Raw genomic sequence first — 17,585 nt, forward strand, 5'->3', positions numbered from 1 at the left:
TTAACGAAGTGAGCAAAGCGAAAGTTTGGCTGCAGAAGGGGCGCAGGAAACGTCTTGAAGCAGGCCACCCGTGGATTTACGCAAATGAAATCGAAAAGCTGGAAGGGGAAGCGGGGCCGGGGGCTCTGGTAGATGTCGTGGGATCAAACGGCAAATATTTGGCGACGGGCTATTATAATCCTAAGTCCCAGATCACGGTTCGGGTCGTCTCCTATCAGCCGCTCGAAGAGATGGACGCCGACTTCTTCCGAGAAAAGTTCCGTTTATGCGAAGCGCATCGCATCCGGTTCGTGCAGGACCGCGATTGCAGGCTGGTCTATGGAGAGGCTGATTTTCTTCCCGGCCTTGTGGTAGACCGTTTTGCCGACGTGCTGGTTATTCAAGTTTTGACGCTTGGAATGGATATCCGTAGGGAAGCGATTATAGAGGCTCTTGTCGACGTATTCCAGCCGAAAGGGATCTACGAGCGGAGCGACGTTGGGGTTAGACAGCTGGAAGGGCTGGAGCTGCGCACCGGAGCGCTGTATGGGGAGTGCCCGCGCATTCTCGAAATTGAGGAGAATGGGCTTAAACTGGAAGTCGATATCGTGGAAGGTCAAAAGACGGGCTATTTCTACGATCAACGCGAGAATCGCGCTTCTATCGAGCCCCTGATGAAGGGCTGGGGGGCGCGCAGCGGCATTCGCCTCGAGAATCGTCCGGCTGATACGGATACGGAGGTTACGAGGCTTGTACCGGTGAACCCGAACGGGAAAGAAGTGACCTTCCCTTATTGGGACGGTGCGACCGTGCTGGAGTGCTTTGCCCATACCGGCAGCTTTACTCTTCATGCCTGCAAATACGGGGCGAAAAAAGTAACCTGTCTCGACGTATCCGAGCATGCTATCGACACGGCGCGCCGCAACGTGGAGCGCAATGGCTTTACGGACCGCGTAGAATTTGTCGTGGCCGATGCCTTTGATTATTTGCGCACGCAGGTAAAAGGCGTGGAAGAGCGCGCGGAGCGAAGCCGCTCCGGCGCGGATACTTCCAAGCCGCTTAGCGGCAACGGCCGTACCTGGGACGTTGTCATCCTGGATCCTCCTGCTTTTGCCAAGACGAAGAGCGCAGTGGCCGGAGCATGCCGCGGCTATAAGGACATCAACCTGCATGGCCTCAAGCTGGTGAACGAGGGCGGTTATCTCGTAACGGCCAGCTGCTCGTATCATATGCGGCCGGATTTGTTCCTCGAGACGATTCAGGAGGCGGCATCCGACGCCGGAAAGCTGCTGCGCCTCGTGGAGTGGCGGGCTGCAGGCAAGGATCATCCGCAGCTGCTTGGCGTGTCGGAAGGGCATTATTTGAAATTTGCCGTGTTCGAAGTGCGGAGCAAATAAAGCTGAAAGAAGCCGTATGGATCCCAGGGGGAACCATACGGCTTCTTGTTCGAAAAATAGACATATTCAATCGATTGATAGAAGTGTATAATAGAAAGGTAACGCTGATAGGCAGTCGACTGCACCCAGCGGTTCCATAACGGACAGAGCAGTTCACTGCATGTCCGCTAACCCATAATCCGGCAGAGCGGAAATCCGCATGCGGGATTTTTTATTTTAATTCTAAGTATTAACAAGTTTTTCTTACAAACATGGCTTACACGCCTTAGAATTTTTCGGATTGAAACGCTCTCCGCTAAGGACGGAGGTAGCCGGTTCGCCTAGCTAGAAGGATTCTTTGAATTGCCGGCTTAGTTCGACACGCTGAAGCTTCAGCAGCCAGACCTCTTCCCGCAACGTTTTCAAATCGGAAGAATCATCGGAATTTCTCAATTGCCGGTAAAGATCAAGCATCTTCCGGTTGATGACGTCAAACTTTCTCCACAGCTCAGCGGCTTTCATCGACAGACCGTGCTGGTTTGTTTGTTCCTTCCACGCGGCAAGTGAACGGGTAATCTCCTGCTGCCACTCCAGATCACCGATTTGCTCGGCATAGTTGTATAAATCCAGATAATCGTTAATCCATTGCGTTTCTTCCGTGGTCATTACCCGTTCCTCCAATCAGGATCGCCTATTACCTAGTATTATACTCGGTATTTAAGGGATTGCAATATTTTCTTGAAAGATAACGTTTCTTCCAGAACATACGTTTGTCGTCCGGGTGAAAATAGACCCGCGATATGATAGAATTATAGATTATGAAATAGATTCAGAGGGGAAGAGTTAGATGGGGCTTCGATTTGTGCTTGGCCGCTCGGGAACGGGAAAAACAAGGTATTGTCTGGATGCAATCCGCGCCAAGATGCAAGGCGAGCCGGATGGGGCGCCGCTTATTATGCTGGTGCCGGAACAGGCTACTTTCCAGACGGAGTATGCGCTTTTGAAAGGCACAACGCTTAGCGGGACGATTCGCGCCCAGGCGCTTAGCTTCCGCCGTCTGGCCTTTCGCGTCATGCAGGAGACGGGCGGCACTGCCTTGATTCCGATCAGCGATAACGGCAAGCATATGATGCTGTTCAAGATTATACACCGGCTGGGCAAGCAGCTTGAACTATTTCAAAGCGGGGCTGAACAGCCGGGTTTTATCGAACGTCTTGGCGAGCTGCTGACCGAGTGGAAGCGATACGGCATTGATGCCAATCTGCTGAAGGAAACAACGGCATCGGTAGAAGACGCATCGCTTCTGAACCGGAAGCTGCATGATCTTCGGCTTGTTTATGACAAGCTGGAGCAGGAATTGCTCGGCCTTTATATTGATTCGGAAGATTATTTGACGCAGCTGATTGCCGGCTATGCCGCCGCGCCGGCGATGTCGGGAGCCCATCTGTGGATTGACGGCTTCCATGGCTTTACGCCTAAGGAATATGATGCGCTTGGCACGCTTATCGCTTCTTCCGCGGAAGTGACCGTTGCGCTTACGCTCGACCGTCCATACGATAACGGAGAGGTGCCGCATGAGCTTGAGCTTTTCCATCCTACGGCCGAAACGTATGGCAAGCTGGCCGCATTGGCGGCGCAAGCCGGCGTGCCTGTGCATGAAACGGTTCTGCTGGATGAAGGAGTTCCATATCGGTTCAAGGAGAGCCCGATGCTTGCTCATTTGGAGAAGCACTATGGCGGAAGAACCCCAATGCTTATTCCGGATAAGAAGATGCTGGCTGCAGACAGCCCGACCTGCGGCGTATCCCTTCATGCCTCCGCGAACAGAAGGGCAGAGGTGGAAGCGGCAGCCCGCGATATGGTTCGGCGTGCCCGCGAAGAAGGTTTGCGCTGGCGCGATATGGCGGTTATGGTGCGGAATGCGGCTGAGTATACCGATTATATTCAAACGATATTCGACGACTACGAGATTCCTTATTTCCTTGACCAGAAAAATAATACGGTCCATCATCCGCTGGTTGAATTTATTCGTTCCGCGCTTGAGACGGTGCTTCACGGCTGGCATTACGAGGCGGTATTCCGCTGCATCAAGACCGAGCTTTTGTTCCCGATTGACGGCAGCATGTCCCGCGAGCTGTTTGACCGCTTGGAAAACTATGTGCTGGCAGCCGGCGTCGACGGATGGAAGTGGCTTGACCGCTCCAGGTGGAAGCCTCTTATGCAGCAATCCCTCGAAGATGAGCCGGAAACCTTATACGAGCCTTCGGTAAAAGCCAAACGGGAATTCCAGGCCGTTATGGCGGCGAGAGAGGCCGTTGTACCGCCGCTTCGCCGGTTCGAGCAATCCTTGAAGAAAGCCTCCAACGTCAAAGACATGTGCGAAGCGTTGTACAAGCTGCTGGATCATGCGGATGCCGCTGACCGCCTCGAACGCTGGAGCCGCGAGGACAGTGCCGCCGGCCGTACGCAGCGTGCCAGATCGCACCGGCAGCTGTGGGATGGCGTCATGCAGCTGCTGGATCAGCTGGTAGAAATGGTCGGTGACGAGGATATGCCTCCGGAGCTGTTCGCCGGCATGGTGGAGACGGGACTCGAAAGCCTGAAGCTTGCGGCGGTACCGCCCGCCCTTGATCAGGCGCTGGTCGGCAGCATGGACAGGACGCGTTCCGGGGATGTGAAGATCTGTTATGTCCTTGGCGCCAACGACGGCGTTATGCCAATGCGTATTCAAGAGGACGGCGTGCTGACCGAGCAGGAGCGGGAACGCCTGGCCGAAGAAGGTCTTGTTATGGCGCCGGGCGTAAGACGCAGGCTCCTCGACGAGCGTTTCTTGATCTACAACGCTCTGACGACGGCGAGCCGGCATCTGTGGATCAGCTGGGCGCAGGCGGATGAGGAAGGAAAAACGCTGCTGCCTTCGGAAGTGATCCGGCAGGTGAGACAGCTGTTCCCGGGCATACCGGTCTATCAGAAGGCGGGGGAGCCGACTCCCGGAATGGAGACGGGCGATCAGCGATCGTATATCGAGCATCCTCAGCGGACGCTTGCCTATTTGATCACGGAGCTTCGCGCCTGGCGGCAAGGGGCGGATATTGCGCCGTTCTGGTGGGATATTTACAACTGGTTTGCGATTCGCCCCGAGTGGCAGGATAAGCTGCAACTTATGAATGCGTCATTAAGCTTCTCCAATCAGGAGACGGTGCTGACGACAACGACCGCAGAGCAGCTGTACGGGACGAAGCTGAAGGCCAGCGTGTCGAGGATGGAGAGATTCGTTTCCTGTCCGTTCCAGCATTTTGCCATTCACGGCTTGAGGCTGCGCGAGCGCCAGATGTACCGGCTTGAAGCGCCGGATGTCGGGCAGCTGTTCCATGCGGCGCTCAGCCGCCTGGCCGCAGGCGTCGGCCAGCGCTGGGGCTCGATGCCGGAAGGGCAAATCCGCGAAGCGGCGGCGAAGGCCGTTGACGAGCTGGCTCCCAGACTGCAATCGCAAATCCTGCTTAGCAGCGGCAGGTTCCAATACATTGCCCGCAAGCTGAAGGAAATCGTTGCCCAAGCTGCGGTTATTTTGAGCGAGCATTCCCGCAGGGCTCAGTTTCAGCCGGTTGGGCTTGAGGTTGATTTTGGCCCGGACGGCACGCTGCCTTCCCTAGTCATTCCGTTAGAGAACGGGGGCACGATGGAAATTATCGGCCGGATTGACCGCGTAGACGCGGCTGAGACCGAAGAGGGCTTGCTGCTGCGGGTCATGGATTACAAATCCAGCGCAACGCAGCTCAAGCTGGAGGAAGTGGCATTTGGACTATCCCTGCAGATGCTCACGTACCTCGACGTGCTGGTTACGCACGCCTCCGAATGGCTTGGAAAGCCGGCATCGCCCGCGGGCGTGCTTTATTTCCACGTTCATAATCCGATGCTTGCGGTATCTAACGGGTTATCCGTGACCGAGGTAAATGCAAGAATGCTGAAGAAATTCAAAACCCGGGGGCTGATTACGGCTGAAGCGGAGACGGCTAAGCTGATGGACGGCGACCTGGAGTCCGGCTACTCGGATATTCTTCCCGTAGCTTTGAAGCGGGACGGAAGCTTTTACAGCAGCTCGTCCGTTGTGACGGATGATCAGTGGGATGTGCTGCGCAGCTCCGTCAGACGTACCATCGGGAAGATAGGCACGGAAATCGGCTGCGGAAAGGTTTCAATCGAGCCATACCGTCTCGGGACGAAGTCGCCGTGCCAATACTGCGATTACAAGCCGGTCTGCCAATTTGACCCATTGTTCGACGGGAATGAATACACGAAGCTGAGCAAGCTCTCGGAAGACGAGATTTGGCGGCAGCTGCATGGAGAGGAGGAGACAGCGGATGGAACCGATTAATATGCCGGAGAAGCCGGAGAACAGCACCTGGACGGACGACCAGTGGCGCGCGATCGTCACGGAAGGCTCGGATGTGCTGGTTGCCGCTGCGGCGGGCTCCGGGAAAACAGCGGTACTGGTAGAACGGATTATCCGGAAAATATCCTCGTTCTCCGACGTCGACCGGCTGCTGGTTGCAACCTTCACGAAGGCGGCTGCTGCCGAAATGAAAGACAGAATCCGGATTGCGCTTGAGAAAGAGCTCGAGCGGCAGCCGGAATCCGAGCATCTGCGCAGACAGCTGGCGCTTATGAACCGGGCATCGATTACGACGCTCCACTCATTCTGTCTCGACGTTATTCGCAGATATTATCCGTTAATCGGGCTCGACCCGGGCTTTCGGATTGCGAATGAAACAGAGAGCGAACTGATGCGCATCGACGTGCTGGATCAGCTGTTCGAAGAGAAATACGAAGGTTCCGCCGATGACAGCGGGGCATTTCTGCGCTTGGCCGACCGCTACGGCGGCGAACGGGGCGACGAGCCGTTGTACAGGCTGGTTCAACAGCTTTATGACTTTGCGCAAAGCCATCCCTGGCCGGAGCATTGGCTCCGCCAGACCGCGGCCAGCTTTAGGGTTGGTAACGTGGAAGAGCTGCGCAACAGTCCTTGGGTCGCAAGCCTGAGGGCTGACGTGGAGCTGGCGCTGTCGGGCGCGGCGTCCCTGCTTAACCAGGCGATGCAGCTGACGCGGGAGCCGGCGGGTCCGGCCCCTTACGCGGCAACCTTTGAAGAGGATCTCACGGTTGTGGGAGGGCTAGCCGAGACCGTCCGCATGCATCCTTGGGAGATGTGGTTCGAATCGTTCCAGGCCGTGCAATTCGGCAAACTGAAGGCGATGCGCGGGGATGATTACGATAAAACGATGCAGGAGCAAGCCAAGGAGCTTCGCGATCAGGCGAAGAAGCTAATCAGCTCCCTGGCGGACGAATTGTTTGGACGTTCGGCGGAGGAATTCGCATGGGAGCTGCGGGAGCTTGCTCCGCTTATGTCCGCTCTGTCCGAGCTTGTCATTGAATTCGGGCAGCGGTACGAGGCCGCGAAGCGGGCTAAGGGTCTGCTCGATTTTGGCGACCTGGAGCATTATTGCTTGAGGATACTGAGATCGCCGGAATCTTCGCCGGAGCGTACGACTCCATCGCCTGCGGCTATGGAGTATCAGCGCCAGTTCGATGAGATTCTGCTTGACGAGTATCAGGATACCAACATGGTGCAGGAAGCGATCGTGTCCCTTATTGCCAATCCGCATGCCGGCAACCGTTTTATGGTAGGCGACGTGAAGCAGAGCATATACCGGTTCCGTCTGGCAGAGCCGAATTTGTTCATGAGCAAATACAAAAATTACGGCGCGCCCGGCGGTGACGGCCTCCGTATCGATCTGGCCCGCAATTTCCGGAGCCGTCTTGAAGTCGTAGACGGAGTAAATGACGTGTTCCGCGCTATTATGCGCGAATCGGTCGCGGAGATGGATTACGACAAGCGCGCCGAATTGGTATGCGGGGCTTCTTATCCGGAGCCTGACAGGCCTGGTCGTTTTGCCGTCGAGCTTGCCGTTATTGATAAAGCAGGCTCCTCGGAAGAAGTGGATGAAGCGGCATCGGCCGCGGATTCCGACGAAGAGTCCGAACAAGGCGCAGGACCGGCTGCCGAATCGGCGGAAGAGCTGCAAACGGCGCAGCTGGAGGCAAGGCTTATTGCCCGCCAGATCCGTTCGCTGCTGGATGAGGGATTTCGGGTCTATGACGGCAAGAAGCGGGAGAGCCGCCCTATGGAATGGCGCGACATCGTCATTTTGCTGCGGGCCACGCAGGCCTGGGCTCCCGTCATTATCGAGGAGCTTCAGGGTGCGGGTATTCCGGCCTATGCGGAGCTGAGCAGCGGGTATTTCGACGCGACGGAGGTAGAGACCATCCTTTCCCTGCTGCGGGTAATCGATAATCCGTATCAGGATATCCCGCTCGCGGGGACCCTTCGTTCGCCGATTTTCGGCTTGAATGCCGAAGAGCTGGCTCTTATCCGGATCGGAGCGATGCATGAAACCTACTATGACGCGGTGCTGCAGGCGGCAGGCGATCTGCTGCTGCCGGATGAGCTGAGACGCAAGCTGTCGCTGTTTCTCGACCGGCTGGACAGATGGCGGAACGATGCAAGGCAAGGCTCGCTGGCCGATTTGATCTGGAGCATTTACCGGGAGACGGGCTATTACGATTTCGCCGGCGGGCTTCCCGGAGGCGTTCAGCGTCAAGCGAATCTTAGAGCGCTTCATGACCGTGCCCGCCAATATGAGGCGACCTCCTTCAGAGGGTTGTTCCGCTTCCTTCGATTCGTTGAACGGATGCGGGACAGCGGCGGTGACCTGGGAACCGCCAGGGCGCTTGGCGAACAGGAAAACGTCGTGCGCATTATGTCCATTCATAAGAGTAAGGGACTTGAATTTCCCGTCGTATTTGTGGCAGGCTTAGGCAAAAACTTCAATCAGCAGGATTTGCGCAGCGCATTTCTGAAGCACAAGCAGCTTGGTTTCGGTCCCAAGTTTATCGACCCGGAGAAACGCGTCAGCTATCCGACTCTGCCGTTCCTCTCGATCAGGAGACGTATGCGGATGGAAATGCTCGCCGAGGAAATGCGTATTCTCTACGTTGCATTAACCCGTCCCAAGGAGAAAATGTTCCTGGTCGGCACCGTATCCGATGCCGCGGCCAAACAGCGCCGCTGGCAGTCCGCCGCGGATGCCAAGGGATATATTCCCGATTTCCGGTTAAGCTCGGCGTCTACTTTCCTGGACTGGCTGGGCCCGCTCGCATCCGCGGCGTTTAATCGGCTCCCGGATGAAACGGTGCCGGGACATGAGGCTTCAAGACTGCTGCAATGGCGCGCAGGCGTGGTAGATGCTGCTATGCTGGGGCTTGAAGCGGCGGTTGGCGCCGAGGAACGGGCGGAAGAGGATCAGGCGAGGGAAGACCGCTTGCAGGGTGTATTATCTCTGGCCCAGCTGGATCAGGTGGAACGGGATGAGGAGCTTCGCAAACGCTTGGAATGGCGTTACGGCTATAAGGCGTCTACCCTTGTCGCGGCCAAAACGTCGGTTACGGAGATGAAGAGGCTGCATTCGGAAGCGGTGGAAATGCAGGACGACAGCGCGGCTTTATATCCGGTTGATGTCCTCTCCGACGCGAAAGAAGCAGACGGCAGGAAGAGCAGCGGAGGCAGTTACACCTTCCGGTTAAGACGGCCCCGGTTCATGGAGGAAGCCGCGCTTACGGCTGCCGAGAAAGGAACGGTAAGCCATCTTCTGATGCAGCATCTCCCGCTTACCGGCGACGTGGATGCGGCCCGCCTGGAGCTGATATTAAGCGATATGGTCTCGCGCAAGCTGTTGACCGCAAGACAAGCGGAGTCGATCGATCTTCCGGCTGTTGCGGCATTTTTCGACACGGAAATCGGCAAGCGACTTGTTCGTGCCGCATGGGTAAGGAGAGAGGTTCCGTTCAGCTGCATGTTCCCGGCGAAGCGCGTTTATCCGGGATTGGCATCCGATATGGCCGGTGAACCGGTTCTCATTCAAGGAGTCATCGACTGTCTCTTCGAAGACGAGAATGGCGTCGTGCTGCTTGATTATAAGACCGACCGGATATATATGAAGCAGTGGGAACAGGCGGCAGAGCGTCATAGATTCCAATTGGAGCTGTATGCGGAGGCAATCGAGTCGGTTATCGGCCGGCCGATTGCGGAAAGCCACGTGTTCTTCTTTGATGGAGGTCGCGCTGTACGGTTATAAAGACGTTAGGCCATAGCATTCATTTCCGCGGAATGGCAGCATTACAGCCTTTCCGCGGAACAACTTTCTTTTATCGACTTGGAAGGATGAACAAGAGATGGAACAGGATAAGGAACAATCGAAGAAACGGTCCTACGCACTGCCGATTACTTTATTGCTGCTTGTATTCAGCCTTACGGGCAACGTGTTTCTATACTCGCAATCGTTGCAGGGCGCCCAGGATGATAAGTACGAGAAAGGCTTGGAAGTAATCGGAGCGGCAAAAAAAGCAGCCTCGTATTATCAAGCCGTGCTTGATGATGCAGCCGCCATTATGGAAGGGAAACCGTCCGAGGCTGGCACCGTGATCCGCGATGCGGCCGGCGTAAACGATTTTTTGCAGCAAGCGGGCAGCGTTGATGAGGATACTCCTTTTGATTCCGATAAGATCTATGCCTATTTAATTGACGTTGATAATTCTCTTTCGTACATAAAAGAGCAGGACGGTACGCTTACTGAACAGGAATCCGCATACTTGAAGGCTCTGCAGGACGCCTATTCGAAGCAGCTGGAGATCGTCAAGCAGTTTAACTTCGACGCGGACAAAACGCGCAGCGGAGCGATTCAGATAGGGGCGGGAATCGGATGGCTCGATATTGCCGAGCAGCTGGAGAAATCTATCGAAGAGCAAGCTAGCATGAAATTGTCCGCCCAGTAGCCAAAAGCCCATTTCTGCATACGATAGTAGCAGAATGGAGGCTGACAAGTATGGAGAAAAGCAAGAAGGAAAAAGGGAAGCCGACAGAGGTGAAGCCGGCTGCGGCCAAACCGGCAACCATAGCTCCTGCAAAGGCGGAGAACCAGGCACCGGCCGCGCAGGCAGCAATAACGGCACCGCAGACCCAATCGCTGAAGGATCATTGCTCCGCGCATATTCACCGTTACGTGCTCGCGCAAACGCATGACGGATGGTGTATCGACGGCATTGTCGAGTACGTGGATGACCGATATTTATGTCTGGCAGTCCCATGCAGCGGAACCATAAGCTGGGACAACAGAGCTTTCGTATCGTACCCCGGTCTTTATCCGTATCCCTACTACCCGAGAGGACGCTTCTACCGTCAGGTGCTGCCGCTGGCCGGGCTCCTCGCGTTGACGCTGCTGCCATTTTACTGATTGCAAATCCGGTACGGCAACGCGTCGCGCGTCTGCGTTCCGGCCGGCATCCTCCGATTGGACGAGCATGCCATTTGTTTGCTATAATTATTGGCATAGTATGGAATGAAGGGAGGGGCATATTTGGACTGTATTTTTTGCAAAATTATCGAAGGCTCCATTCCTTCGACGAAAGTGTACGAATCCGAGAACGTCATTGCGTTTAAAGATATTCAGCCCGCGGCTCCTGTACATATATTGATTATTCCAAAAAAACATATTCCAACGATGAACGAAATCACCGAAGAGGATGGTCCGGTCATAGCGGAATTGTTTGGGGCTGCTCGCGAAATCGCGAAGCAGCAAGGAATTGCTGAGTCGGGTTACCGGCTCATTAACAATGTGAACAGCGACGGCGGCCAGGTTGTTTATCATCTCCACATCCATTTGTTGGGCGGGGAGAAGCTAGGAGCGCTAGTAGGAAATAGTGTAAGTTGACACTTCATTTTGTTTTGTCTTATAATGAAGTGTGATAAACCGTGTTTATGTTTAATGCTCTGGACGGTCTGTTTCGGAGGGAGGGAAAACTGGTGTCTGAAACTAAAGTTCGCAAAAACGAAACTATTGATGCTGCGCTTCGCCGCTTTAAACGTTCCATCGCTAAAGATGGTGTTTTGGCAGAGGTGAAAAAACGCAAGCATTATGAAAAGCCAAGTGTAAAGCGCAAGAAGAAGTCCGAGGCTGCGCGTAAGAGAAAGTTTTAGGAGGATCCTTCCATAATGAACCTGAGCGATAGATTGAACGACGATATGAAGCAAGCCATGAAGAATCAGGACAAGTTCAAGCTGACCACGATTCGCATGATTCGTGCGGCTGTTAAAAATTTGGAGATTGATTTGAAGCGTCCTCTCGAGGATGCGGAAGTGGTAGATATACTTAGTCGTGAAATCAAACAACGTAAAGATTCCCTCCAAGAATTTAGCAAAGCCGGCCGAGATGATCTGGTTACAGATCTTTCAGCAGAAATTGAAATTATTAGTCAATACCTTCCCGCACAGCTGACCGAAGAAGAGATAAAAGCGATTGTAACGCAGACCATCCAGGAACTCGGTGCTTCTTCCAAAGCCGAGATGGGAAAAGTCATGGGTGCGCTTTTGCCAAAAACAAAAGGGCGCGCTGATGGTAAACTAGTAAATCAATATGTACAACAATTTCTGCAATAACTATATGTTCGGACGAAAACACCCCTTTCGAGGGGTGTTTTTGCTTTACTTATGACAATTTTGAAACATAATGTTCATATGTGCGTATTAACGGTTACTGATTGAAAAGGAGGAGCGACACTTTGCAAACGAAACGATGGCGCATTGCAGCTGTCATCTGGCCTCTTCTAATGCTTGTTTCTATGCTGCTGGTTACGGCAGGCGGACTGGCAACCGGCAGTAAAACCGCGCATGGAGCGGAAGGATCAGCACTTGGTCCCGCGGTTTACGTTGTGCCGGTCAAGCAAACGGTGGAATCCGGATTGAAGTCGTTTTTGGAGCGGGCATACCAAGAAGCAGCGGAAGCAAAAGCGGAGAGAGTCGTGCTGGTGATCAATACGTTTGGCGGAGAAGTAACCAGCGCGGAGGAGATTGGCGAATTGATCCGCAAAAGCAGCGTTCCTACTACGGCATACGTAGAAGGCAAAGCGGTATCCGCGGGGACTTATATTGCGCTTAATGCGCAAAACATAGTCATGGAACCTGGAAGCACCATTGGCGCTGCGGCAGTCGTTAACGGCTCGGGCGATCTCATCGATAACCCGAAGGTTGTTTCCTTCTGGGTGAAGACGATGAGGGAGGCCGCGGAGCTAAACGGCCGTGACCCGGATATCGCTGCCGCAATGGTGGATCCCGGTGCGACATTGCCGCTGCCGGACCTCAAGCAGGTGAAGCAATCCGGCCAGATTCTGACCTTAACGGCCGATGAAGCGATTAAGGTTGGATATGCCGAATACAAAGCGGAGTCCCTGGAAGACGCAATCAAATGGCTGGGGCTAGAAAATCGCGATCGGATCGAACTTAAACCTTCGATTGCGGAGAAGATTGCTTCCTGGCTCGTAAATCCGATCGTCATGACCGTGTTGTTTATCCTGGGCATCGCGGGTATTGCGATTGAGCTGTTTGTCCCGGGCTTTGGCGTTCCGGGCATTGTAGGTATTCTGTCGTTTGGCTTGTATTTCTTCGGTCATTACATTGCGGGATTTGCGGGGATGGAGTCCGTTGTGCTCTTTATTGTCGGCATAGCCTTGTTGTTGATCGAGGTATTTGTGCCGAGCTGGGGAATTCTCGGCATTCTGGGCAGCGCCTCGTTGATCGCCGGCGTGTTGACAGCGGCTTCGAATCCGATGACGGCATTTATTTCGCTCGTTATCGCGCTGGCGGCTGCTGCCGTTATCCTGTATTTTGTTGTCCGTAAATACAAGGACAGAGGAATCTGGAACAAATTCATTTTGCGCGAGAAGCTGACAACCGAGCAAGGATATTTGTCCGCGGAAACCAAAGAGGAGCTTCTTGGCCAGGAGGGGATTGCGATAACGCCTCTCCGCCCGGCGGGCACGATTCAAATTGGGGATAACCGGATAGACGTTGTGACATCCGGCGAATTTATCGCTTCCGGCAAGACGGTAAAGGTAATAAAAACCGAAGGGACTTGGGTTGTCGTAAGAGAGGTCCTGTAGGATAATAGAAAAAAATGACATGGAGGGTTATACCCAATGGACGGAATGGTATCAGTTTTAATTATTGTAGTGGTAGCGATTATTGCTCTATCGGTATTCCTCAGCTTTTTCCCGATCATGCTGTGGATTTCCGCGCTGGCATCTGGCGTTCGGATCGGCATTATCACGCTGGTAGCAATGCGTCTCCGCCGAGTAACGCCAAGCCGGATCGTGAATCCGTTGATTAAAGCAACAAAAGCGGGGCTAGGGCTTACGATTAATCAGCTTGAGAGTCACTTCCTCGCCGGCGGTAATGTTGACCGTGTCGTTAACGCCTTGATTGCGGCGCAACGCGCGAACATTCCGCTCGTCTTCGAGCGTGCGGCAGCCATTGACCTTGCTGGCCGCGATGTTTTGCAAGCCGTGCAAATGAGCGTAAATCCCCGAGTAATCGAGACGCCTATCGTAGCTGCGGTTGCGAAGGACGGCATTGAAGTGAAGGTTAAAGCCCGCGTTACGGTACGCGCTAATATCGAACGCCTTGTCGGCGGTGCCGGCGAAGAGACGATTATCGCCCGGGTCGGCGAAGGGATCGTTACAACGGTAGGCTCCTCCAACTCGCATAAAGACGTTCTCGAGAACCCGGACATGATCTCCCGTACCGTCCTTGGCAAAGGCCTTGATGCAGGCACGGCCTTTGAGATCCTGTCCATCGATATCGCGGACGTAGACGTAGGCAAAAACATCGGCGCACACCTGCAAACCGAACAGGCGGAAGCCGACAAGCGGATTGCGCAGGCGAAGGCCGAAGAGCGCCGCGCGATGGCGGTCGCACAGGAGCAAGAGATGAAGGCCCGCGTCGTAGAGATGCGCGCGAAGGTCGTGGAATCCGAATCCCAGGTGCCGCTTGCGATGGCGGATGCTCTGAAATCCGGTAAAATCGGCGTTATGGATTACATGAACCTTAAAAATATCGAAGCCGATACCCAAATGAGAAATACGATTGGCAAGCCGGACACTCCAAACGATAAAGACAACTAAGGCTCTTAAGCCGTGTCAAGCAAGGAGGTGCTGGCGTGAAAATAATAAGTTTCCTTCTCGAAAATATATATTGGGTGATCGTTGTGGGCGGAGTGCTGTTCTCGATATTCGGGCGTTCGGGCGCGAAGAAGCGCACGAACCGGATGCCGAGTTTTGGAGGAAGCAACGAGCGTGAGCCGCATAGACCGGTCAACCGTCAAGATCCGGTATGGGAAGAGGATGACCAAGAAGAATATCAGTCTCAGAAGCCCGTATCGGCTGGTTCCTCCCTTCAGGGAGAAGGGGGAGGCACAGGGGAGGGCGGCAAGTCGCAAACGCTTGAGAGGGCGGTTCAGGCGGTACCGAGCCGGCCTGCGGAGCCTCCTCGTGCGCGGCTGGCAGCAACCGCCAAGCCCCAGACGGCAGTGGCTCCTGCAGCTGCAAGTCAGAGCGAAATTGCGAATCCCAAAGCCGACGAGCTGCGCAAAGCGGTCGTATGGGCCGAAATATTGGGTCCGCCGCGTTCCAAGCGCCCCTTCGGCAAATAGATCTTATAACCATAACAGCCGGGCAATGATGCGATCATGCATCGTTGCCCGGCTGTTATTTTTTTATTCGGCTGCGCTTCCCCATATATCTCATAAATCGTTCCGACGTCGCATATTTTGGTACAGTACAATAATGTGCACTCGCGCGGCGGAGGGGGACAATGGATCAGCTATGGGCCGTATAAACCGAAAATTTCGAAAATGGACTGCCGATATATTGGATTTGCCCCAGGATGTGGTCTATGATCTGCCCCGCATGACGATGATCGGCGACCGACAGCTCTATATCGAGAATCACCGCGGCGTGCTTCATTTCTCCAGCGATAAGCTGAGACTGGCCTTAAGCAAAGGCGAGCTGGAAGTGACGGGAACCTCGCTTGTCATACGCACGATCTGGACGGAAGAGGTATTCATAGAGGGTCAAATTAAAAGTATCGAAGTAAGGGATCAGGAGGGATAAGCATGGCGGGTCAATGGCTGCAGTGGGTACGCGGTGTCGTCACGGTGCATATCAGGGGCGGACAACCTGAACGGCTTGTGAACAGGGCTCTCGAAGGGGGGCTCGAGCTGTCTTCCATTCGATGGACAAGCGGTGGGAAGCTGGAATTCGAGCTGTCTGTAGGCGATTTCTTCCGTCTTCGCCCGTTCTTGAAAGAGACAGGCTGCAGGGCGCATGTCGTTAAACGGGAAGGGATGCCCTTCTGGCTGGTCCGTTTCGAGAAAAGAAAATTTTTCGCGATCGGGATCGGCCTGTTTTTTGTCGGCATATATTTGCTGTCTTCGCTTGTCTGGTCCGTTGAGGTGAAAGGGAATGTAAAGCTTACCGAGGAACAGATATTAACGGCGGCCAAGAAGGAAGGAATCTTTCCGATGCAATGGTCGTTCAAGCTTAAGGATAAAGATCTGTTATCCAAGGAATTGGTCACCGATCTTCCCGGAACGGCCTGGGTTGGCGTAGAGAAAAAAGGGACAAGGATCGTTATTCAAGTCGTTGAATCGACGGAAGCGGAGAAGGCGGAGCTGCAAAATCCTCGGCATCTGGTAGCTTCGAACGATGCGGTCATAACGGAGATTTATACCGAGAAGGGCCGCCCCGTCGTCAAGAAGAACATGAAAGTCAAAAAAGGCCAGACGTTAATCTCGGGAACGATCGGAGGCGGTGCGTACACGCAGTCGGTTGTGGCAAAGGGGAAGGTGCGCGGCCTCGTATGGTATGAATTCAATGTGGCTTCTCCTCTCACGCAGGAGGTTAAAGTATATACGGGAGAGAAGAAAACAAAGTGGTACGCTGTAATAGGCAGCCGTGCGCTTCAGGTAAGCGGTTATGGCAAAAACCCGTTTGATTCGTCCGAGAACGTTGTTGTGGAGGAGCAGGCGTCATGGCGCGGGTTGAAGCTGCCGTTCGGGCGGCTCAAGAAAACGATTATGGAGGTCCGCACCGATGAAAGGGAGCTTACGGAAGAGGAAGCGAAAAACAACGGAATGCTCCAGGCGAAGGCCGATATCATGCTCAAAGCAGGCAAGGACGCGGTTATATTAAAGGAAATTGTTTTGCATGAAAAGACGGACAATGGTAAAGTTTATATGAAAGTTCTTTTTGAAGTGGAGCAATCAATCGTAGAAGAGATGCCACTAGTCCAGATGCAAGGAGAATGAGGTTGTTGCAGAGTGAAGCAAAAGTAGTCAAAATTCCGCTCCAAAATGCAGTAGAGGGCTTGGCCGTGTTTGGTCCCCAAGATAAGTATCTAAAGCTTGTGCAGCAACAGATGGAGGCTACTCTGTCTTCCCGCGAAGCGGAAATTGTTATTTCCGGTCCGGCGCAAGAGGTGGAGTCGCTAGAGCAGTTTTATAACGTGCTGCTTCAGCTGGTCCGCGGCGGGTATACTCCGTCCGAGAGAGACATTACTTATGCGCTTGATCTTGCGCGCAACATGCAAGCGGAAGAACTGCTCGATTTGCTTAAAGCTGAAATTACGACGACTTACAGAGGCAAGCCGATCCGCGTGAAGACGATCGGTCAGCGTCATTACGTGAAGACAATCAAGAAGCAGGATATCGTGTTCGGCATTGGCCCCGCCGGTACCGGCAAAACCTATCTTGCGGTTGTTCTTGCCGTAGCGGCGCTTAAGGAAGGCTCTGTTAAAAAAATAATGTTGACCCGTCCTGCGGTTGAAGCCGGCGAAAATCTGGGCTTCCTGCCTGGCGACCTGCAAGAAAAGGTGGATCCGTATCTGCGCCCGCTCTATGACGCGCTGCATGACGTATTAGGTCCGGACCAGACGGCAAAGGCGTTTGAGCGCGGAACCATCGAGATCGCTCCTCTTGCTTATATGCGGGGACGCACGCTGGATGATTCGTTTATTATTTTGGACGAAGCGCAGAACACAACCCCGGAGCAAATGAAAATGTTCCTGACAAGGCTTGGTTTTGGCTCGAAAATGGTGATTACGGGCGACGTGACGCAGATTGATTTGCCGCGGGGCAAAAACTCCGGGTTAATCGAAGCGCAGCGCATTTTGAGAGATATTGAGGAAATTGGTTTTATTCATTTTTCCGAGCAGGACGTCGTTCGCCATTCCTTGGTTCAGAAAATAATCGTGGCATACAACTGGGACGCTGAAAACAAAGCATAGAG

15 protein-coding genes are annotated in these 17,585 nt (G+C 54.0%); 14 read left to right on the forward strand and 1 reads right to left on the reverse strand.

Going from position 1 to position 17,585, the window contains the following annotated elements:
* Positions 1–8: 8 nt before the first annotated feature.
* The gene (locus FHT67_RS04610) at positions 9–1,376 is read left to right on the forward strand and encodes a methyltransferase domain-containing protein (protein WP_167196088.1); all 1,368 of its coding nucleotides are present in this window, start codon (positions 9–11) and stop codon (positions 1,374–1,376) included.
* 324 nt (positions 1,377–1,700) lie between these two features.
* Here FHT67_RS04610 and FHT67_RS04615 read toward each other — a convergent pair whose 3' ends face one another.
* Positions 1,701–2,021: a hypothetical protein gene (locus FHT67_RS04615; RefSeq protein WP_167196090.1), complete on the reverse strand. Its 321-nt coding sequence runs from the start codon at positions 2,019–2,021 to the stop codon at positions 1,701–1,703.
* Positions 2,022–2,202: 181 nt separating this feature from the next.
* Between FHT67_RS04615 and addB the strand changes: the two genes are divergently transcribed.
* The 13 genes from addB (at position 2,203) to FHT67_RS04680 (ending at position 17,583) form a co-directional block, all read left to right on the forward strand.
* Positions 2,203–5,730, forward strand: coding sequence for a helicase-exonuclease AddAB subunit AddB (addB, locus tag FHT67_RS04620; RefSeq protein ID WP_167196093.1), 3,528 nt, complete (start codon positions 2,203–2,205; stop codon positions 5,728–5,730).
* The gene (gene addA, locus FHT67_RS04625) at positions 5,717–9,547 is read left to right on the forward strand and encodes a helicase-exonuclease AddAB subunit AddA (protein ID WP_167196096.1); all 3,831 of its coding nucleotides are present in this window, start codon (positions 5,717–5,719) and stop codon (positions 9,545–9,547) included. Before addB ends, addA begins: the two co-directional genes overlap by 14 nt.
* A 97-nt stretch (positions 9,548–9,644) precedes the next feature.
* Complete coding sequence (locus tag FHT67_RS04630; RefSeq protein WP_167196099.1) at positions 9,645–10,244, forward strand: hypothetical protein; 600 nt, start codon at positions 9,645–9,647, stop codon at positions 10,242–10,244.
* 50 nt (positions 10,245–10,294) lie between these two features.
* Positions 10,295–10,702, forward strand: a complete 408-nt coding sequence (locus FHT67_RS04635) for a hypothetical protein (RefSeq protein WP_243711566.1) — start codon at positions 10,295–10,297, stop codon at positions 10,700–10,702.
* Between the two features lie 123 nt (positions 10,703–10,825).
* Positions 10,826–11,179 (forward strand): histidine triad nucleotide-binding protein, encoded by a 354-nt coding sequence (locus FHT67_RS04640; RefSeq protein ID WP_167196102.1) that lies wholly within the window; start codon positions 10,826–10,828, stop codon positions 11,177–11,179.
* A gap of 92 nt (positions 11,180–11,271) precedes the next feature.
* Complete coding sequence (gene rpsU / locus FHT67_RS04645) at positions 11,272–11,445, forward strand: 30S ribosomal protein S21 (protein WP_005547957.1); 174 nt, start codon at positions 11,272–11,274, stop codon at positions 11,443–11,445.
* 15 nt (positions 11,446–11,460) lie between these two features.
* A complete protein-coding gene (locus FHT67_RS04650) occupies positions 11,461–11,904 on the forward strand; it encodes a GatB/YqeY domain-containing protein (RefSeq protein ID WP_132304380.1) in 444 nt (147 codons plus the stop codon).
* Between the two features lie 122 nt (positions 11,905–12,026).
* Complete coding sequence (locus FHT67_RS04655; protein ID WP_132304382.1) at positions 12,027–13,403, forward strand: NfeD family protein; 1,377 nt, start codon at positions 12,027–12,029, stop codon at positions 13,401–13,403.
* 36 nt (positions 13,404–13,439) lie between these two features.
* On the forward strand, positions 13,440–14,423 hold the full coding sequence (gene floA, locus FHT67_RS04660; protein ID WP_127496399.1) for a flotillin-like protein FloA: 984 nt from the start codon (positions 13,440–13,442) through the stop codon (positions 14,421–14,423).
* A 35-nt stretch (positions 14,424–14,458) separates the two neighbouring features.
* Entirely contained in the window at positions 14,459–14,950 is a 492-nt protein-coding gene (locus FHT67_RS04665) for a hypothetical protein (protein WP_167196105.1), read from the forward strand.
* Between the two features lie 172 nt (positions 14,951–15,122).
* Complete coding sequence (gene yqfC / locus FHT67_RS04670; RefSeq protein ID WP_015843829.1) at positions 15,123–15,410, forward strand: sporulation protein YqfC; 288 nt, start codon at positions 15,123–15,125, stop codon at positions 15,408–15,410.
* Between the two features lie 2 nt (positions 15,411–15,412).
* Positions 15,413–16,606 carry a sporulation protein YqfD gene (yqfD, locus tag FHT67_RS04675; RefSeq protein ID WP_132304386.1) on the forward strand — a complete coding sequence of 398 codons (1,194 nt, stop codon included), beginning with the start codon at positions 15,413–15,415 and terminating at the stop codon, positions 16,604–16,606.
* Positions 16,603–17,583, forward strand: a complete 981-nt coding sequence (locus FHT67_RS04680; protein WP_132304388.1) for a PhoH family protein — start codon at positions 16,603–16,605, stop codon at positions 17,581–17,583. The genes yqfD and FHT67_RS04680 overlap by 4 nt, the downstream gene beginning before the upstream one ends.
* Positions 17,584–17,585 lie beyond the last annotated feature (2 nt).

Source organism: Paenibacillus sp. BK720 (genome assembly GCF_011761545.1).
Classification (GTDB): Bacteria; Bacillota; Bacilli; order Paenibacillales; family Paenibacillaceae; genus Pristimantibacillus.

Excerpts from the sequence above, each read along its gene's own strand:
- addB (WP_167196093.1), top strand. The coding sequence starts at position 2,203 with ATGGGGCTTCGATTTGTGCTTGGCCGCTCGGGAACGGGAAAAACAAGG.
- FHT67_RS04635 (WP_243711566.1), top strand. The coding sequence starts at position 10,295 with ATGGAGAAAAGCAAGAAGGAAAAAGGGAAGCCGACAGAGGTGAAGCCG.
- FHT67_RS04680 (WP_132304388.1), top strand. The coding sequence starts at position 16,603 with ATGAGGTTGTTGCAGAGTGAAGCAAAAGTAGTCAAAATTCCGCTCCAA.
- addA (WP_167196096.1), top strand. The coding sequence starts at position 5,717 with ATGGAACCGATTAATATGCCGGAGAAGCCGGAGAACAGCACCTGGACG.
- floA (WP_127496399.1), top strand. The coding sequence starts at position 13,440 with ATGGACGGAATGGTATCAGTTTTAATTATTGTAGTGGTAGCGATTATT.
- yqfD (WP_132304386.1), top strand. The coding sequence starts at position 15,413 with ATGGCGGGTCAATGGCTGCAGTGGGTACGCGGTGTCGTCACGGTGCAT.
- yqfC (WP_015843829.1), top strand. The coding sequence starts at position 15,123 with ATGGGCCGTATAAACCGAAAATTTCGAAAATGGACTGCCGATATATTG.
- FHT67_RS04650 (WP_132304380.1), top strand. The coding sequence starts at position 11,461 with ATGAACCTGAGCGATAGATTGAACGACGATATGAAGCAAGCCATGAAG.
- FHT67_RS04615 (WP_167196090.1), bottom strand. The coding sequence starts at position 2,021 with ATGACCACGGAAGAAACGCAATGGATTAACGATTATCTGGATTTATAC.
- FHT67_RS04630 (WP_167196099.1), top strand. The coding sequence starts at position 9,645 with ATGGAACAGGATAAGGAACAATCGAAGAAACGGTCCTACGCACTGCCG.